This is a genomic window from Marinobacter santoriniensis NKSG1, from assembly GCF_000347775.1.
Lineage (GTDB): Bacteria > Pseudomonadota > Gammaproteobacteria > Pseudomonadales > Oleiphilaceae > Marinobacter > Marinobacter santoriniensis.
The window spans coordinates 428,478-447,183 of sequence record NZ_APAT01000015.1 but is presented as its reverse complement, the minus strand read 5'-3'; the positions used below and the strand labels follow the sequence as shown (position 1 = coordinate 447,183).

Sequence of the window (18,706 nt, the reverse complement as noted above, 5' to 3'; positions counted from 1 at the left end):
TAGGATTCTGTAAGTCTGAACTCCGTATTAATACTAATTTATATCAGTTGGGGGCCCGTAGAGAGCTCTTGCTCAAAGTTCGTGTCGCAATCATTGGCTAGTCAACTATAGTCAGTTAAGAGCGAACGGCGCTTTGCTCCAATCAGGATGGAATTCGGGTAAACAAGAAAAATAGTGCAGGACACTGGCTGGGAACCGGATCTGCACTTCAAGAGCGGATGTAATCCGACTCATTAAACCGGAGGAGCCTTATGGCTATTGGTGTTTGGATTAGTCTTATTGCCTACTTTTTGCTCATGATTGCCATTGGCATTTTCGCAATGCGGCGATCGACTTCGTCTTCTGAAGATTACATGTTGGGTGGACGAGCCCTGAGTCCGAAAGTAGCGGCACTTTCGGCCGGCGCGTCGGATATGAGTGGCTGGTTGCTGCTGGGTCTTCCAGGGGCGCTTTATGTGTCTGGTCTCGCTTCTGCCTGGATTGGTATCGGGTTGTTTGTCGGCGCCTTCTTCAACTGGGTCCTTGTCGCTCCGCGGCTTCGGGAACAAACGGTTCATTACGGCAATGCGATCACCATTCCGTCTTTCCTGGCGAACCGGTTCCCAACGCGGGCCGTGGCTCTGAGAACCGTCTCTGCCGTTGTTATCGTTATTTTCTTTGCCGTTTACACAGCCTCTGGCCTGGTTGCCGGCGGTAAGCTGTTCGAGAGTGCCTTTTCCGGGATTTTCAATTTTGGCGGGCTTAGCGACTACTCGGTGGGTGTTGTCATAACGCTTGGCGTTGTTCTGGCCTACACGGTTGTTGGTGGTTTCCTGGCCGTGAGCATGACGGATTTTGTCCAGGGCTGCATCATGATGCTGGCGCTGGTGATCATCCCGCTGGTGGTGTTGTTCGGCGAAGGTGGCGGCGGTTATGCGCAGGCGTCACAGACTCTCAACCAGATTGATCCAACGTTGCTGTCCTGGACCGATGGGCTCACGTTTGTCGGTTGGCTATCGGCCGTGACCTGGGGGCTCGGGTATTTTGGCCAGCCGCATATCATTGTGCGCTTCATGGCAATCCGTTCGCTGAAAGATGTACCCATCGCCCGTAACATCGGTATGTCCTGGATGGGGATTTCACTGATTGGTGCAATCTCGCTGGGTATCTTCGGCCGTGCCTATGCTGCACGTAACGGACTCGACGTGGCCGACCCCGAGACCATTTTCATTATTCTGTCTGATCTGCTGTTCCATCCGCTGATCACCGGCTTCCTGTATGCGGCACTGCTGGCGGCGGTGATGAGTACGATCTCCAGCCAGCTGCTGGTGTCCTCATCCTCTCTGACCGAGGACTTCTATCGTCTGTTCCTGCGCAAAGAAGCGTCAGATCGTGAATGTGTGACGATCGGCCGTATTTCGGTTGTTCTGGTCGGGCTTGTTGCGGCCGTTATTGCATCAGATCCCACCTCACAGGTTCTCGGGCTGGTCAGTAACGCGTGGGCCGGTTTCGGTGCCGCCTTCGGTCCGCTGATTATCCTGTCTCTGATGTGGCCGCGTACCAATGGTGCCGGGGCGATCGCTGGGATGGTTGCCGGTGCGGTTACCGTCATCGTATGGATTTCACTGGGCTGGAACGGAGAGTTCATGGGAGGCCCAGGTGTCTACGAGATCATTCCCGGATTCATTGTTTCCTGGATTGCAATCTTTGTTGTGTCCAAGGCAACAGCGGATGCCGGTGAGTATCAGCATATCCATCGGTAAATAGCCACCGGGCGCGTCTTGCGCCCTAAGTGGCCTGGGGTTGCCCTCCAGCGGGGCAGCATCCCGTGATACAACAAACCCCCGTCATTCTGGCGGGGGTTTGTTGTTTCTGGGGTCTGGATATCCGCCACCAACTCTGACAAGGGCACAAAAAAACGCCAGCCCGGGGGCTGGCGTTTTCAGAGCTTACCGAAGAGGGCTATCTCAGGCGACAGAGGCCTCGGATGCCTTCTTGGTGTAGTTCTCCATCTGGTCGAAGTTGAGATACTTGTAGATCTCTTTCGACATGCTGTTCAGGTCCTTGGCGTACTCCATGTACTCCTCGGCGGAGGGGAGTTTGCCCAGAACCGCACCAACCGCAGCGAGTTCCGCAGAGGTCAGGTACACGTTGGCACCATCGCCCAGGCGGTTCGGGAAGTTACGGGTGGAGGTGGACAGCACGGTGCTCTTGGCAGCTACGCGAGCCTGGTTGCCCATGCACAGGGAGCAGCCCGGCATCTCGGTGCGCACACCGGCGGTGCCGTAGATGTTGAAGTAACCTTCTTCCATCAGCTGAGCCTGGTCCATCTTGGTGGGAGGGGACATCCACAGACGGGTCTTCAGGGGTTCCTTGTTCTGCGCCAGCAGTTTACCTGCGGCACGGAAGTGACCGATATTGGTCATGCAGGAACCGATGAATACTTCGTCCACTTTGTCGCCGGCCACTTCTGACAGTGTACGGGCATCATCCGGATCGTTCGGGCAGCAGACGATCGGCTCTTTGATCTCAGCCAGATCAATCTCGATCACGTGTGCGTACTCGGCGTCTTTGTCCGCACGCATCAGCTTCGGATCGGCCAGCCACTCTTCCATCTGCTTGGCACGACGCTCCAGGGTACGCGGATCGCCATAACCTTCGGCAATCATCCAGCGCAGCATGGTGATGTTGGAGCGCAGGTACTCGGCCACGGACTCTTCAGACAGGTTGATGGTACAACCGGCAGCCGAGCGCTCGGCAGAAGCATCAGACAGCTCGAATGCCTGCTCAACAGTCAGGTGCTCCAGACCCTCGATCTCCAGAATGCGACCGGAGAACTCGTTGATCTTGCCTTTCTTCTCAACGGTCAGCATGCCTTGCTTGATGCCGTAGAGCGGGATGGCGTGTACCAGATCACGCAGGGTGATGCCCGGCTGCATCTCGCCCTTGAAGCGGACCAGAACCGATTCCGGCATGTCCAGCGGCATAACACCGGTAGCGGCGGCGAAGGCCACGAGGCCGGAGCCAGCCGGGAAGGAGATGCCCATCGGGAAGCGGGTGTGAGAATCACCACCGGTACCGACGGTGTCCGGCAGCAGCATGCGGTTCAGCCAGGAGTGGATGATGCCGTCGCCCGGGCGCAGGGCAACACCGCCACGAGTCTGGATGAAGTCCGGCATGGTGTGCTGCATTTCAACGTCAACCGGCTTCGGATAAGCCGCGGTATGACAGAAGGACTGCATCACCAGGTCCGCCTGGAAGCCCAGACACGCCAGATCTTTGAGTTCGTCACGGGTCATCGGACCAGTGGTGTCCTGGGAGCCCACGGTGGTCATGTGCGGCTCGCAGTAGGTGTTCGGGCGAACGCCTTTGCCTTCTTCCAGGCCACAGGCCTTGCCGACCATCTTCTGGGCCAGAGTAAAGCCCTTGGTACCGGCTTCCGGATCTTTCGGCAGGCGGAACAGGTCAGTGGGGCCCATGCCCAGAGCGGCACGCGCCTTGGCAGTCAGGCCACGGCCGATGATCAGCGGAATACGGCCGCCGGCCTGAACTTCGTCCAGGATGACGTCGGATTTGAACTTGAACTCGGAGATGGTTTCGCCGGCTTCGTTCAGGATCTTGCCTTCGTACGGGCGGATCTCGATGACGTCGCCCATGTTCATGTCGTCGACCGGTGCCTCGAAGACCAGGGCGCCGGCATCTTCCATGGTGTTGAAGAAGATCGGGGCAACCTTGTTACCGATACAGACACCGCCGGCGCGCTTGTTCGGTACGCCGGGGATGTCTTCGCCAAAGAACCACAGTACGGAGTTGGTGGCGGATTTCCGGGAAGAACCGGTACCGACTACGTCACCCACGAAGGCAACGGGCAGGCCCTTGGACTTGATTTCGTCGATCTGGCTCATGGGGCCGGTCACACCCGGCTCTTCCGGTTTCAGGCCATCGCGCTCCATCTTGTAAGCGGCGCGGGCGTGCAGCGGGATGTCCGGACGGGACCAGGCATCCGGGGCCGGAGACAGGTCGTCGGTGTTGGTTTCGCCAGTGACCTTGAACACCACCATCTTGGTGCTCTCCGGTACCTTCTTCTTGTTGGTGAACCACTCGGCGTTGGCCCAGGATTCCACCACGGATTTGGCCACGGCATTGCCCGCGTCCATCTTTTCCTTGACGTCGTTGAAGGCATCGAACATCAGCAGGGTTTTCTTGAGCTGCTCACCGGCCAGCTCGGCCAGGTCGGAATCGTCCAGCAGCTCAACCAGAGTCGCGATGTTATAACCGCCCTGCATCATGCCCAGGAGTTCAGCCGCTTTTTGCTTGTCGAGCAGGGGAGAGCTGGCCTCGCCCTTGACGATGGCAGTCAGGAACGCAGCCTTGACGTAGGCGGCTTCGTCCACGCCCGGCGGAATGCGGTTCTCGAGAAGGTAAACCAGGGTTTCCTCTTCACCCGCCGGCGGGTTCTTCAGCAGCTCAACCAGGGCTGCAGTCTGCTCGGCGTTCAGGGGCTTGGGCGGAATACCCAGGGCTTCACGTTCGGCAACGTGTTCACGATAGGCTTCTAACACGATATGGACCCTCATCAGTTGGAATGTCCCGCTGGATGGCATCATGCCTGGCGGGAGTTTTATGGCGAAAAGGCCACGGGAGCCTCTGAATAACGCCTGAAAGCGTGGGGCGGGGTAATCAGGGTTTATTCAGAGACTCCCTAAACTGGCGCTGCATTCTATAGGAAAGCCCTTATAAAGTTAAGTTGGACAGTGGTCGGAGAAATCTGTTAGCTACGCTATACTCCCGCCTTTTCACAATTCAGCCCGTGTATTGCCATGAATGACGCCCTGAAAGAGATTCACGATTTCCTTCCCTGCCGTACGCCGCCGGAGTGGATCGACAATGCCCTGGCCAGCCAGGATGTCCTGTTGATCGATCATGCCCACTGCGAGAAAAAGGCCGCCTCGACGGCGTTGAGCCTGATGTACCGGTATGTCGATAACGTGGATCTGCTGAACAGGATGTCCCGCCTTGCGCGCGAGGAACTTCGGCATTTCGAGCAGGTATTGGCAATCATGGGAAAGCGGGACATTGCGTATACCCATCTTTCTCCGGCCCGATACGCAGCGGGGCTGCGGCAGGCGGTTCGCAGCGAGGATCCGGGCAGACTGGTGGACGTGTTGATCGTCGGCGCGATCATCGAAGCCCGGTCCTGTGAGCGATTTGCCGCACTGGCTCCACATCTGGACGAGAAACTGGCGGATTTCTACAACAGCCTGCTCAAGTCCGAGGCCCGGCACTATCAGGATTATCTAAAACTGGCGGTGCAGGCCAATGGCGGGCCGGTAGACGAGCGTGTTGACGTGTTTCTGGCGCTCGAAAAGGAACTGATCGAGACACCCGACACCGAGTTCCGTTTCCACAGCGGGCCGGTTATCCCCGCGGGGTAGCCGCGGCGGGCCTTACAGTGCCCGACACAACTCGATCCACGCATCAATGCCGGCACTCCGGTATTTCTGTTTGTGCAGGATGAAGTAGAAGTGCCGGTCGAAGTGACGGTGTGACGGCACCGAGAGGGGGACCAGGCTCCCGCGTTTGAAGGCATCCACCAGGACGACCTGTGACAGGCAGCCGATGCCGAGGTTGGCCTCGACGGCTCGCTTGATGGCTTCGGTATGCTCCAGTTCCAGGAGCACGTTAAGGTCGGGAAGCAAACCGTGCATGCCGCGCTCGAAGCTCTGGCGGGTGCCGGAACCGGGTTCCCGCATGATCCAGGTGGCGTCGCGGAGGTCATCGTCGGTCAGCGTGCCCTTTTGGGCGAGAGGGTGATCCGGTGCGCAGAACACGATCAGCTTATCGTCCCGCCAGGGAATGACCTCCAGCTCCGGAGACTGGAGTTCGCCCTCGATCAACCCGATGTCCAGCTCAAAATCCTTTACCCGCCGGGCGATGGTACTGGTATTGGCCACTTCCAGAGACACCCGGGGGTGAGTAGGGGTATTCATGTATTGGGCCATGACGCCAACGGCCAGATAGTTTCCTATGGTTAATGTCGCGCCGACCTTGAGGGCCCCGATCTCGGTATGTTTGCTGAAGGCCTGTTCCAGTTCGCTCGCCTGAGCCAGAACGGATTCGACTTTCGGCCGGTACAGTCTCCCCAGCTCGTTGAGTTGCAGGCGCTTGCCGACCCGGTCGAAAAGCTGGATATCGAACTGGTTCTCCAGCTCCTTGAGGGCGCTACTGGCGGCCGACTGGGACATGGCAAGGGATTCGGCGGCCCGGGTGATGTTCTGAAAATGGGCAGCGGCGAGGAATACTTCGAGTTGGCGGAAACTGAATTTCATAATGAATCGCTATAAATCGATTGGCCCGAATAAGGTTATGAGAATATCCCATTTCATCGATAGGTTAGTGGTGGGGTAGAATTTAGGCAATTCAATTTTAGGCTTAATCTTTTCGTATCAGAGCAGGTAAGGGGTTTACATGAGCAACCTGATGAAAGAAACCGTCACCAGTGTCCACCACTGGAACGACACCCTGTTCAGTTTCAAGACCAGCCGGGATCCCGGCTTCCGGTTCAAGAACGGCCACTTTGTGATGATCGGGCTTGAGACCGATGGCAAGCCGCTGATGCGCGCTTACAGCATTGCCAGTGCCAACTATGAAGAAGAGCTGGAGTTCTTCTCGATCAAGGTGCCCGATGGTCCGCTGACATCCCGCCTGCAGCAGATTAAGCCGGGTGACGAGATTTTGTTGAGCAAAAAGCCGACGGGCACGCTGGTTCTGGACAACCTCCTTCCGGGCAGGAACCTCTGGCTGATCAGCACCGGCACAGGACTGGCACCGTTCATGAGCATCATCAAGGACCCGGAAGTTTACGAGGCGTTCGACAGGGTGATCCTGACCCATGGTGTGCGATACATCTCTGAACTGGCTTACCAGCAGGAGATCGAGGAACTGCCTGAGAACGAATTCTTTGGTGAGATGGTGAAGGGCAAGCTGTTGTACTACCCGACCGTTACCCGGGAACCGTTCCGCAACGAGGGTCGCCTGACCGACGCCATGGAATCGGGCAAGATCACCCGTGATCTTGGGCTTCCGGATTTCAACCCGGATGAGGACCGCTTCATGATCTGTGGCAGCCCGAGCATGTTGAAGGACACGTGCGCCATTCTGGACAAGATGGGTTTCCGGGAGGCCCGTGGCGGAGATATGGGACACTATGTCATCGAAAGGGCATTTGTGGAGCAGTAATCAGGTTTCCTGTTTATACCCTCTGAAAACCCGCGGTCTGTCGCCGCGGGTTTTTTTATGGTGACTTTATACAGATCAATGTGCTGAATGGCCTCTATGCCGCAAGATGGTTCTAATGAGCGTGGTAACAATCGATCAGTAATCTCTTCAGGGGAGGCGTGAATGACCATTGGCAAGCGGAAGACCATGATCCTGGCCGGTTTTATTGGCAATGTCGTGGAGTGGTACGATTTCGCTGTCTACGGTTACATGGCCGGTATCCTGGCAGCGTTGTTCTTTCCCGGTGAGGACTCGGTGGCTTCCCTGATTGCGACCTACGGTGTGTTCGCGGCCGGTTTCATCATGCGTCCTCTGGGGTCCGGTGTTTTTGGCTGGCTGGGAGACACCATCGGCCGAAGCAGGACCATGCTGATCTCCGTCACCATGATGGTGTTACCCACGTTCCTGCTCGGTTGCCTTCCGACCTACCATCAGGCCGGCTTGCTGGCGCCGGTGCTTCTGGTGATTATCCGGATGGTTCAGGGGCTGTCGGTTGGGGGGGAATTCAGCAGTTCCGTGACCTACCTGGTTGAAACGGCGCCTGACAAAAGGCGCGGCATGGCCGGTAGCTGGGCAAATACCGGCAGTATCTTCGGAATGCTGCTGGGTGCCGCCATGGCGGCTTTGGTGACCAGCTGGATGGACAGCGGATCGGTCCACGACTGGGGCTGGCGTCTGCCTTTCCTGTTTGGGGGTGTCATCGGGCTGATCTCAATCATGCTGCGCCGCCATCTGCCTCGCTCGGAGCACTTTCAGCGGCACCACGATGAGCGATGTAATACGTCCCCACTCCTGGAAGCCTTTACCACGAACCGTCGGGAAACGCTGCTGGCGGTCATCTTTGCATCGGCCTACGGCGTTCTGTTCTATCTGCCGATCGTCTACCTCCCGGAATGGCTGCATTCTGAAACGGGCATGCCTCTGCATCTGGCCTTGCAAATCAATACCCTGGCCACTGCGATATTGTTGGTGCTGATTCCTGTCTCCGGCTGGCTCGGGGACCACCTGATTCGTCGGACCCATTTCATAGCCGGTGCGATGCTGTGTCTGGCGATTACAGGTTGGCCGCTGTATCTCTGGCTTGTCAGTGACAGCATCCTCGCAGCGGTCGTTGTGCAGTTGCTGCTGATTACCTTTATCGCGGTTCCGTTGGGCTCCGCCCCCGCAATGTTTGTTGAGCTCTTTCCGGCCAGGGACCGGCTCTCAGGTTACTCGGTGGCCTATAACCTCGGGTTGGGGGTCATCGGAGGCACAACCCCCATGATTTCAACCTGGCTGATTGATGTCACGGGTGTTTCAACCGCGCCCGCCCTCTATCTCGTAGTGATGGCAGTCATTGCTTTCGTGGCGTTGTTGTTCATTCCGGATCGCAGTCGGGAAGTGCTGCGTTAAGACCCATGATCTGCGCTACTCTCTGGCGCGTGGGTCGGTCGTTTCTTCATCCAGCCAGGTGCCACAGAACTTGCAGTAACGGGCATCCCGTTCATGGTGATGGCGGCCACAGCCTGGGCAGGCTTCGTCTGAATACCGCTCTGCACGCAGGGCCCGGATGACCTCGGCGGAAAAGACCCCGACTGGCAGGGCGATGATGGAGTAACCAGTCAGCATGATGGCGACAGAGATAAATTGCCCGAGGGGTGTGATCGGGGTGATGTCACCGTAGCCCACCGTGGTCATCGTGACGATCCCCCAATACATGGCGGTCGGAATACTTGAGAACCCGGCTTCGGCGGGTTCAATCAGGTACAGGATGGAGGAGAAGATGGTCACCAGCATCAGTACCGTGAACAGGAACAGCATGATCTGGTGGCGGCTCCGGAGCAGGGCGTCGAGCAACAGGCGCTTTTCCCCCTCGATGGTCATCATATCCAGCACACGGAACAGTCGCAGCGCTCGCAACAGGCGCACGACAATCAGCGTATGCGCGCCGGGGAACAGCAAAACCAGCCAGGTCGGCAATACCGATAACACATCGATGACGCCATAGAAGCTCCTCAGGTAAAGCAGGGGCTTGTCGAGGCAATAGATCCTCAGAGCCAACTCAATGGTAAAAATGACGGTGATAAACCACTCGATGTCAAAAAAGTAGGTGCCGTATTTTTGATGGTATTCGGCAATGCTGTTCAGCATCACGATGCCGACGCTCACAAAGATCAGGATCACCAGACCAATATCAAATGCCTTGGCGGCTGGCGTGTCGGATTCGAAGATCAGCTGGAATAACCGGGTTCTAAATCCGACTTTCGCTGGTTTCATGGATGGCATCAGAAAGGGGTCTCCAGCTTGGCAGCGAGATGCTTATTCTGACCTAGACTTTAGAGAGCGGGCTTATGCTCCGTCAACAGACTGTTGTACGCAATTCGCGTCTGGCACTCAAAAGGCTTATCTAATGCTGGAACCTGGAATATGAAAGACTCGCCGCAATCAACACAGCAGGAAATGGCGTCGGACGTAAACCGGATCCTCCGGTCCGAGCATAGCCGCAACAGGACAGGAAAACTGATAGCGGTGCTGGCGATCCCGGCGATTGTGGCGGTGTTGCTCTTCCTGTTGTGGCCGGCGGAAGCGGTGCCCGTCTGGCAGACCCGCGCCATTGATCAGGGAGACATGGTTCTGACGGCGACCGCCACCGGCAGTCTGGAACCCAAGAGCGAGGTTTCCGTGGGTGCGGAGATTTCCGGCCGGATAACCCAGGTGCTGGTGTCGGACAACGATCAGGTCAGTAAGGGCCAGACACTGGCGTTGTTTGATACCGATGAATTGAATGTGGCGCTCGATCAGGCGGAGGCACAACTGGCGTTGGCGAGGGCTTCGCTTGCCGAAGCAGAAGCGACACTCAAGGAAGCCCTGGCGGGTGAGCGACGGACCAATGAATTATGGGACCGTGGCAACGCCGCCCAGGCTGACGTGGATGCTGCTGCGGCAGTGCGGCAACGCTCAGAAGCAAAGGTTGCCTATGCCCGTGCCTCGGTCAGGCAGGCGCAGGCCTCCGTGTTGCAGGCCCGTACACGACTGGAAAAAGCCGTGATCCGGTCTCCCATCGACGGCGTTGTTCTTCAGCGCAGCATTGAACCGGGCAGTACCGTGGCGGCCAGCTTTCAGACGCCGGTGTTGTTTCTGTTGGCGGAAGACCTGAGCCAGATGGAACTGCACGTGTCGATGGATGAAGCGGATGTCGGGCTTGTCGAAGCGGGGCAGTCGGCGACCTTTACCGTCGACGCCTGGTCAGGACGGCAGTTCCAGGCCAGGGTCCTGAAGGTGTACCTGTATCCGAATATTGAGAATAACGTGGTGACCTATACGACGGTGCTGTCGGTGGATAACAGTGACGGACTGTTGAAGCCGGGTATGACCGCAACGGCGACTATTGAAACCGGGCGACGCGAAAATGTCCTGCGGTTGCCCAACGCGGCGTTCCGCTTTACGCCTCCGTCGCAGTCGGGCGATACCGGTGGACTCTTCCGGCATCCGGCCGGAGGTGCCGGCAACGGTCGGTCAGGCCCCTCGAATACCGTGTGGGTTCTGGAGGATGGAAAGCCTGAGCGCAAGGTGGTCAGTACCGGTGCCACGGATGGACTCTACACGGAGCTGACCGGCGACGACCTGTCCGCGGGCGACGAGGTCATTGTCGGTGTAAAGCAGGCGTCAGAGCGATGAACGGTGAACACGGCGTGGCTCCCGCGTTGGATGTGCCTGCGACCATTGTGGAACTGGACGATGTCTACAAGATCTATGGCAGCGGCGCGACCGAGGTGCGGGCTCTGGACGGTGTCAGCCTGGCGATTCGCGCGGGCGAATTCGTGGCGATCATGGGTCCCTCCGGTTCCGGAAAATCGACCTGCATGAACATTATTGGCTGTCTGGATAGCCCCTCTGCCGGAAAGTACGCCTTCAGCGGGGTAGACGTTGGCACACTGGGCCGTGATGAACGCGCGCTCGTGCGTCGCCATTTCATGGGATTTGTCTTCCAGAGTTACAACCTGCTGCCACGGACGAGTGCCTTGTCCAATGTCGAGTTGCCCCTGGTCTATGAAGGGGTTCGTCCCGCACTCAGACATCGCCGGGCAGTGAGTGCCCTGTCGGCCGTAGGATTGGCGGATCGACAATCGGCAACATCTGCCGAGTTGTCTGGCGGACAGCAGCAACGGGTCGCCATCGCCCGCGCGTTGGTGACGGAACCGCCGGTGCTGCTGGCGGACGAACCGACGGGTAATCTGGATACAGTAATGGCTCGGGAAGTCATGACTCAGTTGACAGATATCCGGCGGGAACGTGACGTCACCATTATTATGGTCACCCACGAACCGGACATCGCCCGCTACGCCGATCGAGTGCTTCTGTTCACCGACGGTAAACTGGTCCGGGACGGAACGCCTTCGGAGGTTCTGGCATGAGGGTGCTGGACGTTCTGTCGCTCTCGGCCCAGGCTATTGCCAGAAATAAACTCCGATCGTTTCTCACCACTCTTGGCATCATCATTGGTGTGGCCAGTGTGGTTGCCATGGTGCACCTGGGCCAGTCGGCCACCCGCAGCGTTACCGAGCGAATCGCCAGCATCGGCTCCAATCTGCTTTTCGTGATGCCGGGGACCTCCATGCGAGGGCCGGGAGCGGTGCGAACCAGTGCCGAGAACTTCGACCTGTCCGATGTGGAGGCGATTCGCCGGGAAGTGGATGGCATCGAAGTCGCTCCGGCTCTGGCCACCACCGCCAGGGTGGTGGTGGGCAATGCCAATGACACGATCCCGGTTATTGGAACCAGAAATGAGTATCTGTCAGTCCGTAACCATCCCCTGGATTACGGCCGCGTGTTCGAGCCCGGTGAATTATCGTCGGGCGCTTCCGTGTGCATTATCGGCAAGACTCTGGTGGATGAAATGTTCCTGGGCCAGGAGCCTCTGGGAGCGACCATCCGCGTCGGTCGAACCGCATGCCGGGTCATTGGCGTTCTCTCCGAAAAGGGGGAATCCATGGGCCAGGACCGGGACAAGACAATTCTGATGCCAATCAAGTCCGTCCAGCGGCGGCTGGTTGGCAAACTGGATGTCAGTGTCATTTATGTGTCTGCCCTGGTGGATGGCACGACCAAGAGGGTCCAGTCCCAGATCGAGTCCCTGCTACGGCAGCGCAGGCGAGTCGATAGTGGCGGTGTGGACGATTTCTACGTACGGGACACTCAGGAAATTGCCGAGGCGCTGGAAAGCACCACCAATACACTCACGGTTCTTCTGGGGGCGATTGCCGCTGTCAGTCTTCTTGTTGGCGGGATCGGTATCATGAACATCATGCTGGTTTCGGTGACCGAGCGTACACGGGAAATCGGTATACGGCTGGCAATCGGGGCACGCGCCCGGGATGTGCTGAACCAGTTTCTCGTGGAGTCCATTGTGCTGTCGACACTGGGCGGGATCATTGGCCTGTTGCTGGGGGTTGGGGGGACCTGGCTGCTTACCTGGAAGCTGGACATGCCGTTCGTGTTATCACCCCTGATCATGGTGGTGGGTTTTTCGTTCTCGGTAGCCATCGGCGTGGTGTTCGGATTCTTCCCTGCAAGAAAGGCCGCCAGGCTGAACCCGATAGATGCGCTTCGCCATGAGTGAATTCAGGGCGGGTTTGCGTGTATAGTCTGGCGCGTTTTGTCTCAGGAAAAATGCTATGTTTTCGATTGAACTTGATCCCCGTTTCAGTGACACCGACGCCCTTGGCCATATCAGCAATACCTCGTTGCCGGTGTGGTTCGAACAGGGCAGAACGCCTATTTTCCGAATCTTCCATCCCGATCTTGAGGTCGAGACCTGGCCGTTGATCCTGGCCCGGATGGAGATTGATCTGCTGGCCCAGAGCTACTGGCATATGCCCGTTGAAATCCGCACGGGTGTTGGCAAGATCGGAAACAGTTCCGTCCATGTGGTTCAGGAAGCCTGGCAGAATGGCAAGCAGATTGCGCGCGGTATTGCCGTGCTCATTCACTTTGATTACAACAGCGAGAAGTCGGTGCCAATCCCGCAGGAGATCAAGGACCAACTGGCTGAACATGCCATGCCGGAATGAGCCTGTTTGCGGCGCTCATCCTTGCACCGGTGAGGGGGATTGATTGATTCTGAATCGCGTCGTTCGGCTGCTGGCCGCCTTGTCCTTTCTCGTTCTGGCCGCCTGCGATTCTGGCCCCGAGAGCCGGGAGACCGAGGATATCCGGCTGACACTGACGCCGGCGCAGCTGCATTGGGTTGGTGCGCAGATTTTCCGGAATGAGTGCGCGAGCCGGAGAGAATGCCTGGTGCATTGGAATGAGGGAGAAGCCTTTCCGTCCCTGGGTATCGGGCACTTCATCTGGTATCCCAAGGGTGTCGACGGCAAATTCGTGGAGAGCTTTCCTCCGCTGATTGAGTTCATGGAGGAGCACGATGCGCCGATTCCAGAGTGGTTGGAGAGCCTTGATCCGTTCGACGCGCCCTGGCCCGATCGAGCAACCTTCCTGCAGGTGGATCCGGGGCCTCGCACCGAGCAATTGCGGGATTTTCTCAGCCAGACCCGTGGCTTGCAGGCTGCGTTCATCTTCCAGCGTACCCGACTCGCCCTGGGACGCGTCCTGCAGGCGGCGCCATCGTCAGAGCTACCCCGCCTCCGGAAGACGCTGGTTGAGCTGAGTGCCACACCGGGCGGTGCCTACGCCTTGATGGATTATGTCAATTTCAAGGGCGAGGGGCTCGCCGAGTCCGAACGGTATCATGGCGAGGGCTGGGGCTTGCTTCAGGTGCTGCTTGAAATGCGTTCGATGCCCGACGTGACGGCGCTGGATGCCTTCCGGCAGGCAGCCGGCCGGGTGCTGACGCGGCGTGCGGAGAACGCGCCCAGGGCCATCGAGCGCGAGCGATGGCTGCCGGGCTGGCTCAGGCGACTGGAAACCTACCGGGAGCCGCCTGCCTCGGGATCATCCTAGCGGTGCTTTTTTCAGCGCCGGCTCCTGACCGGGTTCTGCCTCGATCCACCAGACGTTCTGGTCCCAGTCGCCGAGCACCATCCGCTTTGCGTCCGCGCCATTGGCGTGAAGCGAATGCACCGCTGGTCGATGGGTATGTCCGTGAATCATCCGCTGGACACCGTGATGCTCCAGTTCCCGGACCACCTCTTCCGGCGTGACATCCATAATGGTTTCGGCCTTGCCCTGGTTTTTGGCCATGGAGATTTCGCGGAGTTGCCGGGCCATCTGCTGGCGGTCTTCCAGGGGGCGTGCCAGGATCATCTGCTGCCACTGGGGATTGCGCATGTTGGTCCGGAATTTCTGGTACTCCAAATCCGCCGTACAGAGGCTGTCGCCATGCATGAGCAGGGTGGGGGTGCCGTGAAGGTCGATGACGGTCGGATCTTCAAGCAGCGTAGCGCCGGCGCGGGTGCAGAAGTCCTCGCCGATCAGGAAGTCCCGGTTCCCATGCATCAAAAAGATGTCGGTTCCGCTCTCGTTGAGGTCCTTGAGTGCCGCGGCTACCTGTTCCTGAAGCGGCGTCCTTTCGTCATCGCCAATCCAGGCTTCAAAAAAATCGCCCAGGATGTAGAGTTCCGCGGCTCCCTGCGCGGTGCTGCGCAGGAAGGCGAGAAACGCATCTGTGATGTCCGGACGGGATTCTTCCAGGTGCAGATCCGAGATAAACAGCGTGGTCACGCGTCCTCCACCACCTCGGCCTTCTCGATCACAACGTCGTCAGCCGGGACGTCCTGGTGGCCGGCCCGCATGGTGGTGCGCACCGCCCGGATCCGGTTGACAGTATCCATGCCCTCAACGACCTTGCCGAACACGCAGTAACCCCAGCCTTCGGCGTTCTTGGCAGTATGGTCGAGGAAACCATTGTCCTGAACGTTGATGAAGAACTGCGCGGTGGCGGAGTGGGGGTCCATGGTGCGCGCCATGGCAATGGTGCCGGTCATGTTGCTCAGGCCATTGTCGGCTTCGTTCTGGATCGGCTCACGGGTCTTCCGTGGGGTCATGCCCGGTTCGAAGCCGCCGCCCTGAATCATGAAGTTGCTGATCACGCGGTGGAAAATCAGGCCGTCGTAAAAGCCGTCGCGGACATACTGTTCGAAATTTTTCGCCGTTTCCGGTGCCTTTTCGTGGTCCAGTTCGAGCTTGATATCGCCGAAATTGGTTTGCAACAGAATCATCAGGGTTTCCTGTTTCGGGTTAGGGAGCATTCAGGCCGCTATTGTACTCAAGAGTTTTCCGCTATGCATGAGTCCGGCAAGGATTTGTGAGTATAATAGGCGGTTTCAGATTCAACCCCTGTCCAACAGAGATTGTATGAGCGCCGAATCGAAGAAAGCCCACAACTTTATCCAGAGCCTGATTGAAGATGCGATTGCCAAGGGAGAGCACTCCGGCATCGTCGTGACCCGTTTCCCGCCAGAGCCGAATGGCTATCTGCATATTGGTCACGCCAAGTCGATCTGTCTGAATTTTGGCATCGCCGAAACCTTTGGTGGTGAATGTAATCTGCGGTTTGATGACACCAATCCGGAGAAGGAAAACCAGGAATACATCGATGCCATCAAGCAGGATGTGCAGTGGCTCGGGTACGAGTGGGCCGGCGAGGCCCGGTTCGCCTCGGATTACTTCGATGCCCTCTACGAGTTTGCGGAGGAGCTGATCCGCAACGGCAAGGCTTACGTTTGCGCGCTGACGGCCGATGAGATGGCCGAGTACCGTGGCACGCTCAAGGAGCCGGGGCGCAACAGTCCTTACCGGGATCGTCCTGTCGATGAAAACCTCCAGCTCTTCCGGGATATGCGGGATGGCAAATACGACAACGGAGAGCTGGTGCTGAGGGCGAAGATCGATATGGCATCGCCGAACATCAATCTGCGCGATCCGATCCTGTACCGTATCCGTTACGCCGATCACCACCAGACCGGCAGCAAGTGGTGCATCTACCCGATGTACGACTACACCCACCCGATCTCGGACGCTCTCGAAGGGATTACCCATTCCCTGTGTACCCTGGAGTTTGAGGATCACCGGCCGTTGTACGACTGGGTACTGGACAACATTTCCGTACCGTGTCACCCGCGCCAGATCGAATTTGCCCGGCTCAACCTGAACTACACGATTACCTCCAAGCGAAAGCTCAAGCGCCTGGTCGACGAGGGTTATGTGGATGGCTGGAACGATCCGCGTATGCCAACCATTTCCGGCATGCGCCGTCGGGGTTATACGCCGGAATCCATTCGCAATTTCTGCGACATGATCGGTGTCAACAAGGCCGGCGGTACGGTGGATGTCGGCATGCTCGAGCACGCCATCCGGGAAGACCTCAATACCCGCGCGCCGCGCGCCATGTGTGTGATGCGCCCGCTGAAAGTTACCCTGACCAATTACCCGGCGGACAAGACCGAAACCCTGACCTTGCCGGTACATCCGCAGAACCCGGATATGGGTGAGCGGGAAGTGACCTGGAGTCAGGTGCTGTACATCGATCGGGAAGATTTTGCCGAGGAGCCACCGCGCAAGTGGAAGCGCCTTGCCCCGGACCAGGCAGTACGACTGCGTGGTGGTTATGTCATGACCTGTCGCGAAATCGTGCGGGATGCCAGCGGCGAGATCGTCGAGCTGAAATGCGAGTACGATCCGAACACCCTTGGGGTCAATCCCGAAGGCTACAAGCCGAACGGCGTGGTTCACTGGGTATCGGCTCACGACAGCGTCGAAGCGGACATCAATGTCTATGACCGCCTGTTCAATCATGAGTCGCCGGACAGCGACAAGGACGGTGACTTCGTCGATCATCTCAATCCGGATTCCCTGGTCGTGCTGAAGGGCGTGCGGGCCGAGAAAGGCCTGGTGGATCCTCGCACCGATCTGCCGTATCAGTTCGAGCGGGAAGGCTACTTCTTCTGCGATCAGGAGCAGACGGCCGCCGCCGGACGCCCGGTGTTTAATCGCACGGTCACATTGCGGGATTCCTGGGGTAAGGGGGGCAAGTGATCCGAATCTACAACACGCTCACTCAGAAAAAGGAAGAGTTTCGCCCCATCGAGCCGGGCAAAGTGCGGATGTATGTCTGCGGCATGACCGTATACGACTACTGCCATCTCGGGCATGCCCGGGTTCTGGTTGCCTTTGACGTGGTCACCCGGTACCTCAGGCACCGGGGTTACGATGTGGAGTATGTCCGGAATATCACCGACATCGACGACAAGATCCTGCGCCGGGCGGATGAGAACGGCGAGGTATACACCAGTCTCACGGAACGTATGATCCAGGCCATGCATGAAGACGAGGCCCGGCTCGGCGTACTGTCGCCCGACGAAGAGCCCCGGGCGACGGCCTACATCGACGATATCATCGCAATGATCCAGCGACTGATCTCTGGTGGGCATGCCTACGCGGCCGACAATGGTGACGTCTACTTTTCAGTCGAGTCTTTCCCGGAATACGGCAAGCTCAGCAAGAAAAAACTGGACGATCTGATTGCCGGAGCCCGTGTGGATGTCCAGGAGGCCAAGCGCAGTCCGGCAGACTTTGCCTTGTGGAAGGCGGCCGGGCCCGGTGAGGTGAGCTGGCCCTCACCATGGGGCGACGGCCGTCCGGGTTGGCACATCGAGTGCTCGGCCATGTCGACCCGCTGTCTGGGGGACACCTTCGATATACACGGCGGTGGTCCCGACCTGCTGTTTCCCCATCATGAGAACGAAATCGCCCAGTCCGAATGTGCCACCGGCCATCCCTTTGTGCATACCTGGATGCATGCCGGCGCCATCCGGGTGAACAAGGAGAAAATGTCCAAATCGCTGGGTAACTTCTTCACGATCCGGGAGATCCTTGAGACCTATCCGGCCGAAGTGGTGCGGTATTTCCTTGTCTCCAGCCATTATCGGAGTCAGGTGGATTATTCCGAGGAAAACCTCGCCGAGGCGGGTCGGACGCTGACCAAGTTATATCATGCGCTGCGTGGCATTGTGCCGGCCAATAGCGGGGAAGTTCCGGAGACCGAGCATGATCGTCGGTTTGCCGAAGTCATGGATGACGACTTCAATACAGCCGGTGCCATCTCGGTATTGCATGCGGTCGCCAACGAGATCAATCAGCTCAGGCGGGATGGCGAGGAGCAGGCGGCTCAGCGAAGTGCCGCCGTGCTGGTTCGTCTCGGTTCCGTTGTGGGGCTGCTGCAGCAGGATCCGGAAGCGTTTTTCCAGGCGGATACCGGCAGCGACCTCACTGCAGAGGAGATCGAGGGAATGATCCAGGCCCGGGCCGACGCCCGCAAGGCCAGGAACTTTGCCGAGGCCGACCGCATCCGTGATGAACTTGCGGACAAGGGCATTGTTCTGGACGACAGTCGCGAGGGAACGACCTGGCGAAGGGCCTGAATTTGCGGGTGCGGCCAGTTGGTCAGACCAGTTTTGCGCGCGCAGGAATGATCTTGTAAGGATTTTCCCTTACAATGCGGCGCTCAAATTAG

General features: G+C 58.2%; 16 protein-coding genes. 11 read left to right on the top strand and 5 right to left on the bottom strand.

Annotated elements, in window-relative coordinates; translation table 11 throughout:
• The first annotated feature begins 251 nt into the window (after positions 1-251).
• Positions 252-1,742 (top strand): sodium/proline symporter PutP, encoded by a 1,491-nt coding sequence (putP, locus tag MSNKSG1_RS07805; protein ID WP_008938707.1) that lies wholly within the window; start codon positions 252-254, stop codon positions 1,740-1,742.
• A gap of 204 nt (positions 1,743-1,946) precedes the next feature.
• Here putP and acnB read toward each other — a convergent pair whose 3' ends face one another.
• Positions 1,947-4,541 (bottom strand): bifunctional aconitate hydratase 2/2-methylisocitrate dehydratase, encoded by a 2,595-nt coding sequence (gene acnB, locus MSNKSG1_RS07800; protein WP_008938706.1) that lies wholly within the window; start codon positions 4,539-4,541, stop codon positions 1,947-1,949.
• Positions 4,542-4,799: 258 nt separating this feature from the next.
• On the opposite strand from acnB, the gene miaE reads away from it, so the two are divergent.
• Positions 4,800-5,414, top strand: coding sequence for a tRNA-(ms[2]io[6]A)-hydroxylase (miaE, locus tag MSNKSG1_RS07795; RefSeq protein ID WP_008938705.1), 615 nt, complete (start codon positions 4,800-4,802; stop codon positions 5,412-5,414).
• A 12-nt stretch (positions 5,415-5,426) separates the two neighbouring features.
• On the opposite strand, the gene MSNKSG1_RS07790 is transcribed toward miaE, so the two are convergent.
• A complete protein-coding gene (locus MSNKSG1_RS07790) occupies positions 5,427-6,308 on the bottom strand; it encodes a LysR substrate-binding domain-containing protein (protein ID WP_008938704.1) in 882 nt (293 codons plus the stop codon).
• A gap of 139 nt (positions 6,309-6,447) precedes the next feature.
• On the opposite strand from MSNKSG1_RS07790, the gene MSNKSG1_RS07785 reads away from it, so the two are divergent.
• Together MSNKSG1_RS07785 and MSNKSG1_RS07780 are read left to right on the top strand one after the other, a co-directional pair.
• Positions 6,448-7,218 carry a ferredoxin--NADP reductase gene (locus MSNKSG1_RS07785; RefSeq protein WP_008938703.1) on the top strand — a complete coding sequence of 257 codons (771 nt, stop codon included), beginning with the start codon at positions 6,448-6,450 and terminating at the stop codon, positions 7,216-7,218.
• A 162-nt stretch (positions 7,219-7,380) separates the two neighbouring features.
• Complete coding sequence (locus MSNKSG1_RS07780; RefSeq protein WP_008938702.1) at positions 7,381-8,649, top strand: MFS transporter; 1,269 nt, start codon at positions 7,381-7,383, stop codon at positions 8,647-8,649.
• Between the two features lie 15 nt (positions 8,650-8,664).
• Here MSNKSG1_RS07780 and MSNKSG1_RS07775 read toward each other — a convergent pair whose 3' ends face one another.
• Entirely contained in the window at positions 8,665-9,522 is an 858-nt protein-coding gene (locus MSNKSG1_RS07775; RefSeq protein ID WP_008938701.1) for an ion transporter, read from the bottom strand.
• 141 nt (positions 9,523-9,663) lie between these two features.
• Here MSNKSG1_RS07775 and MSNKSG1_RS07770 point away from each other — a divergent pair, with 141 nt between their 5' ends.
• The 5 genes from MSNKSG1_RS07770 to MSNKSG1_RS07750 are packed head-to-tail and all read left to right on the top strand — an operon-like array spanning position 9,664 to position 14,196.
• Positions 9,664-10,914 carry an efflux RND transporter periplasmic adaptor subunit gene (locus MSNKSG1_RS07770; RefSeq protein ID WP_008938700.1) on the top strand — a complete coding sequence of 417 codons (1,251 nt, stop codon included), beginning with the start codon at positions 9,664-9,666 and terminating at the stop codon, positions 10,912-10,914.
• Positions 10,911-11,651 (top strand): ABC transporter ATP-binding protein, encoded by a 741-nt coding sequence (locus tag MSNKSG1_RS07765; RefSeq protein WP_008938699.1) that lies wholly within the window; start codon positions 10,911-10,913, stop codon positions 11,649-11,651. The genes MSNKSG1_RS07770 and MSNKSG1_RS07765 overlap by 4 nt, the downstream gene beginning before the upstream one ends.
• Positions 11,648-12,856, top strand: a complete 1,209-nt coding sequence (locus tag MSNKSG1_RS07760) for an ABC transporter permease (protein WP_008938698.1) — start codon at positions 11,648-11,650, stop codon at positions 12,854-12,856. The genes MSNKSG1_RS07765 and MSNKSG1_RS07760 overlap by 4 nt, the downstream gene beginning before the upstream one ends.
• 55 nt (positions 12,857-12,911) lie before the next feature.
• Positions 12,912-13,307, top strand: coding sequence for an acyl-CoA thioesterase (locus MSNKSG1_RS07755; RefSeq protein WP_008938697.1), 396 nt, complete (start codon positions 12,912-12,914; stop codon positions 13,305-13,307).
• A gap of 43 nt (positions 13,308-13,350) precedes the next feature.
• Positions 13,351-14,196, top strand: coding sequence for a hypothetical protein (locus MSNKSG1_RS07750; RefSeq protein ID WP_008938696.1), 846 nt, complete (start codon positions 13,351-13,353; stop codon positions 14,194-14,196).
• On the opposite strand, the gene MSNKSG1_RS07745 is transcribed toward MSNKSG1_RS07750, so the two are convergent.
• The gene (locus MSNKSG1_RS07745) at positions 14,188-14,916 is read right to left on the bottom strand and encodes a UDP-2,3-diacylglucosamine diphosphatase (RefSeq protein ID WP_008938695.1); all 729 of its coding nucleotides are present in this window, start codon (positions 14,914-14,916) and stop codon (positions 14,188-14,190) included. The two genes, MSNKSG1_RS07750 and MSNKSG1_RS07745, sit on opposite strands and share 9 nt — an antisense overlap.
• On the bottom strand, positions 14,913-15,413 hold the full coding sequence (locus tag MSNKSG1_RS07740; RefSeq protein WP_008938694.1) for a peptidylprolyl isomerase: 501 nt from the start codon (positions 15,411-15,413) through the stop codon (positions 14,913-14,915). Before MSNKSG1_RS07740 ends, MSNKSG1_RS07745 begins: the two co-directional genes overlap by 4 nt.
• Before the next feature lie 136 nt (positions 15,414-15,549).
• On the opposite strand from MSNKSG1_RS07740, the gene MSNKSG1_RS07735 reads away from it, so the two are divergent.
• Together MSNKSG1_RS07735 and cysS are read left to right on the top strand one after the other, a co-directional pair.
• Positions 15,550-17,229: a glutamine--tRNA ligase/YqeY domain fusion protein gene (locus MSNKSG1_RS07735; RefSeq protein ID WP_008938693.1), complete on the top strand. Its 1,680-nt coding sequence runs from the start codon at positions 15,550-15,552 to the stop codon at positions 17,227-17,229.
• A complete protein-coding gene (gene cysS, locus MSNKSG1_RS07730; RefSeq protein ID WP_008938692.1) occupies positions 17,226-18,614 on the top strand; it encodes a cysteine--tRNA ligase in 1,389 nt (462 codons plus the stop codon). Before MSNKSG1_RS07735 ends, cysS begins: the two co-directional genes overlap by 4 nt.
• Positions 18,615-18,706 lie beyond the last annotated feature (92 nt).